The organism is Herbaspirillum lusitanum P6-12 (assembly GCF_000256565.1).
GTDB lineage: Bacteria > Pseudomonadota > Gammaproteobacteria > Burkholderiales > Burkholderiaceae_D > Herbaspirillum > Herbaspirillum lusitanum.
On sequence record NZ_AJHH01000096.1, the window covers coordinates 1 to 4,631 of the forward strand.

Genomic DNA, 4,631 nt, shown 5'->3' on the forward strand with positions numbered 1-4,631 from the left:
GCGGGCGGCGCGACGGACATCAACTGTGTTCAGTTCGATAAAACGGGTCATAACTGGTCTTTGTGGATTCCTGAGAGTCGGCGGAACACGTCGTTCAATTGCTTCCTGAAACCATTCGTACAGCAGCAAAAGTACGCCGGGTCCGCCATTACCGTCTTGTTATTCTTTGTCTGGATCGCTTTGCAGCAGCAGCGCTGAAGTCCCGCTAAAGCCCTTGTATGACAAGCTGTTCAGGGTAGTGTTCCCCCTTTGGCTTGTCAAGCTGTCCGGCCGCTGAAAAACGTCGCATCAGCGCCGAAATTCGCAGCTAGCGCGCGGCATGCAAAAACCAGACGGCCTAAGCCGCCTGCACCTCCGACGTGAAGTTGGCCGCCGCTTCCATGTCGACCGCCACGATGCGCGACACGCCCTGCTCCTGCATGGTCACGCCGATCAGTTGGTTGGCCATTTCCATCGCGATCTTGTTATGCGAAATGAACAGGAATTGGGTGTTCGACGACATGCGCTTGACCATATTGCAGAAGCGCTCGGTGTTGGCATCGTCGAGCGGCGCATCCACTTCGTCCAGCAGGCAGAACGGCGCCGGATTCAGCTGGAACATCGAGAACACCAGCGCAGTCGCGGTCAGCGCCTTCTCACCGCCGGACAACAGGTGAATCGTGGCGTTCTTCTTGCCGGGCGGTTGCGCCATGACTTGCACGCCGGAATCGAGGATCTCGTCGCCGGTCATGGTCAGCTTGGCCTGGCCGCCGCCGAACAGGATCGGGAACAGTTCGGCAAAGTGGCCGTTGACCTTGTCGAAAGTGTCCTGCAGCAAGCCGCGGGTTTCGATATCGATCTTGTGGATGGCGTCTTGCAACGTGGTGATCGCTTCGTTGAGATCGACGTATTGCGCATCGAGGAAATTCTTGCGCTCGGAGGCGGTCGCCAGCTCGTCCAACGCCGCCAGATTGACCGCGCCCAAGGCGGCAATCGCATTGGTCAGGCGGGTCACTTCGCCTTGCAGGTAGGAAGGACGCATGTCGTCGGTAAGCTTTTCAGCCAGCGCCGCTTCGTCGGCCTGGGTGTTGGCCAGCGCCTCGGTGAACTGCTCCTGGTTCAGGCGCGCAGCCTGTTCCTTCAACTGCAGCTCGGTGATGCGGTCGCGCTGCGGCTGCAAGCTGCGTTCGGCTTGCAAGCGCGCTTCTTCGTGATGGCGCAGCTGTTGCGACAACTGATCGAGTTCGTGACGAGCGTCGGCCAGCGCGCGCTCCTGGTCGGTGCGCTTGTCCAGCAACGATTGCGGGCCTGGTCGTCGAGGCTTTCCAGTTCCAGGCTGCCCTGTTGCATGCTGGCAAACAATTGCGCGGCTTGTTCCAGCGCGGTGGCGATGCTGCGCTTGAGCTCGTCGATCTTGTTGCGTTGCGACTTCTCGGAGAACTCGGCTTCCTGGGCGGCGCGCTCCAGTTCACGCAAGCGCAGGCGTGCGTCGTTGAGCTGCTGTTCCTTGCTCAGGTAATCGGTCTGGCCGTTTTCATGCGACTCCTGCAGTTCGGCCAGCTCGATGTCGAGCTGCTCGAACTTGGCTTCGGATTCGGCCTTGATCTGCTGCTGTTCGACTTCCTGCATTTCGATTTCAGCGAGGTCGGCGACGATCTGGGTGCTGCGCTGGTTGAAGCGCTCCTGCACTTCCGACAGCTTCATCACTTCGATCTGCAGGCTGTGCACCGCCTGGGTCAGGCCGGCCACGCGCTGGCGCAACTCCTGCAGGCGTTGGGCGGCGCCGGTCATGGCGGCATCGGCGCGTACCGCACGCGACTTGGCTTCTTCTGCCAGCATGTATTGGGCGCGCTGCTGCTTGGTCAGGTTTTCGATTTCCTGCTGGCGCGCCAACATGCCGTCCTGCTCCGAATCAGAGGCATAGAAACGCACGCTCGACTGGCTTACCACGTGGCCTTGCTTGGTCACGAAGAAGGCGCCGGCGGGCAGCTTGCTGCGATCGACGAACGCGCTGGCGGTGTCGTCGGCGATAAAGACGTTATGCAACCAGTCCTGCATCAGCGTGCGCAAACCCGGATCGTTGAGTTGCAGCAGGTTGATGAAAGGCTTCAGGCCGTTCGGCGCCGGTTCGGCGGGAGCGGCCGTCGGATTCGGCGCGAACAGCGCCAGCTTGGCCGGCGGCGCGTCGTTGAAGAAGGCCTTGGCCCAGTCCAGGTTCGACACTTCCAGCGCCGACATGCGCTCGCGCAGCACCGATTCCAGCGCGGTTTCCCAACCGGCGTCGATATGCAGCTTCTGCCACAGGCGCGGCAGGTTGGCCAGTTCATGTTTTTCCAGCCACGGCTGCACCTTGCCTTGGGTCTGCACGCTTTCCTGCAATTGCTTGAGCGCCGACTGGCGCGCTTCCAGTTGCGCCAGCTCGGAGGTTTCCTTGCTGACCAGTTCCTGCGCGGTGCGGCGCTCTTCTTCCAACTTCGGCAGCTGTTCCTGCGCCTCTTCGAGGTACATGGAAGCCTCTTCCAGCGAGGCCTGTTTTTCTTCCAGCTGCAACTTGAGGTTCGACAAGTGCGCGTCGTCAGGCATGTTCAGGCCGCTCTTTTCCTGCGCCAGGCGTTCGCGGCGCACGGCCAGGCCGGCCAGGATGTTGGAGGCGTTGCGCTGATGCGCGGACTCCAGTTCGATCTGCTGCTGGATCTGCATGATCTTGCCGCGCGACTCGGTGGTCTTGAGTTGCGCTTCGCGCCATGCCTGCTCCAGCGTCGGCACCTTGTCGTTGCCGTCCTGCACGGCTTGCTGCGCCTGCTCTACGCGCATGCCTTGCTCTTCAAGCTGGATCTCGGCTTCGGCCAGGTCGTCCTGGTGCTGCGTGCCCTGGCGCTGCCACTGGTCGCGTTGCGCAGTGAGCGAATTGAGTTGCGATTGCAGGCGATTGCGCGATTCGATGACGAACTTGATCTGCGCTTCCAGGCTGCCGATTTCGGAATTGGTCTGGTACAGATGGCCTTGCGCCGTATGCAAGCGATCGCCGGCGCCGTAATGGGCCTGGCGCATGTGTTCCAGCTCGGTTTCGACGTGGCGCAGCTTGGCGGTCTGTTCTTCCAGGTCGATTTGGGCGCGTTCGATTTCGCGGAAGAATTTTTCCTGCTCGGCCTTGGCTTCGTTCTTGCGCAGCAGCCAGAGCAGCTTTTGCTTCTCTTCCTGATCGCCGGTGAGTTCGTTGAACTTCTTGGCCACCGCAGCCTGCGCTTCCAGCTTTTCGAGATTGGTGTTGAGCTCGCGCAGGATGTCTTCCAGGCGGGTCAGGTTTTCGCGCGTGTCGTGCAGGCGATTTTCGGTTTCGCGCCGGCGTTCCTTGTACTTCGATACGCCGGCGGCTTCTTCGAGGAAGATGCGCAGCTCTTCGGGACGCGCTTCGATGATGCGCGAAATCATGCCCTGGCCGATGATCGCGTAAGCACGCGGGCCGAGGCCGGTGCCGAGGAAGATGTCCTGGATGTCGCGGCGGCGCACCGCCTGGTTGTTGATGTAGTACGACGAGGTGCCGTCGCGCGTGAGCGTGCGCTTGACGGCGATTTCGGCGTATTGGCCCCATTGGCCGGCAGCCTTGCCCATCGCGTTGTCGAACACCAGTTCGACGGAAGCGCGCCCGGCCGGCTTGCGGTTTGTGGAACCGTTGAAAATGACGTCCTGCATGGACTCGCCGCGCAGCTCAGAAGCTTTCGATTCGCCCAGCACCCAGCGCACGGCGTCAATGATGTTGGATTTGCCGCAACCGTTGGGGCCCACCACGCCCACCAGCTGTCCCGGCACCTGGAAATTCATCGGATCGACGAAAGACTTGAATCCTGACAATTTAATGGAATTTAAGCGCACGTTATCTACAATTTCACAGAGTTTGACGGAGGCAGGCAAATTTGCCCGCAATAGCCCGGTATCATAACATTCCGAGAGGGAAAACCGCTCATTTCGCGGCCTGCAAGACGAATCGCCGCTGCCGCATCCAAGCTCTTAAAAACAAACGGCCTGTCCGATTGCCCGGACAAACCGTTTGTTGCGGCGACCTGAAGCCAGGCATCAAGCGCGCGACGTCTTAAAACGTCTCCCAATCGCCGTCATCCGTCGGGGAAGAAGCGGGCGACGACTTGGCTGGCGCGGACTTCGGCGCGGCCGGCAGACGAGCGGCCGCAGCCGCAGGTTTGCGCGCCGATGCTGCAGATGAGGTCTTCGGCACTACCCTGTTCGCAACTGCAGGCGCAGTTGTAGCAGCAGCCGGAGCAGCAGCCCGGCGAACAACCGGCGCCGCCGCCACAGCAGCAGTCCCTTCCGCCTGGAAGAACGCGACCGCATCCTTCAGGCGGCGCGCCTGCTCTTCCAGCGAACCGGCCGCAGCAGCCGCCTGCTCCACCAGCGCAGCGTTCTGCTGCGTGGCCTGATCCATTTGCGTAATCGCCAGATTGACCTGGCCGATGCCGCTGCTTTGCTCTTCGGTCGCAGAAGAAATTTCGCCCATGATGTCGGTCACGCGCTGCACCGCAGTGACCACTTCACCCATAGTCTGGCCGGCGCGCTGGACCAGTTCCGAACCGCTGTCGACGCGTGTGACGGAATCGTCGATCAACTGTTTGATTTCCTTGGCGGCCTGCGCGCTGCGC

The 4,631-nt window shown here is 61.2% G+C and carries 2 protein-coding genes and 1 pseudogene; 1 reads left to right on the forward strand and 2 read right to left on the reverse strand.

What is annotated here, in order from left to right; all coding sequences use genetic code 11:
- Positions 1–198: hypothetical protein (locus tag HLUSI_RS33810; RefSeq protein WP_040503111.1), on the forward strand; the 198-nt coding region annotated here is incomplete at its 5' end.
- 139 nt (positions 199–337) lie between these two features.
- Here the strand turns inward: HLUSI_RS33810 and smc are convergent.
- Positions 338–3,852: pseudogene (gene smc, locus HLUSI_RS26765) on the reverse strand (chromosome segregation protein SMC).
- 217 nt (positions 3,853–4,069) lie between these two features.
- A partial coding sequence (locus HLUSI_RS26770) for a methyl-accepting chemotaxis protein (RefSeq protein WP_040503112.1) occupies positions 4,070–4,631 on the reverse strand: 562 nt, incomplete at its 5' end.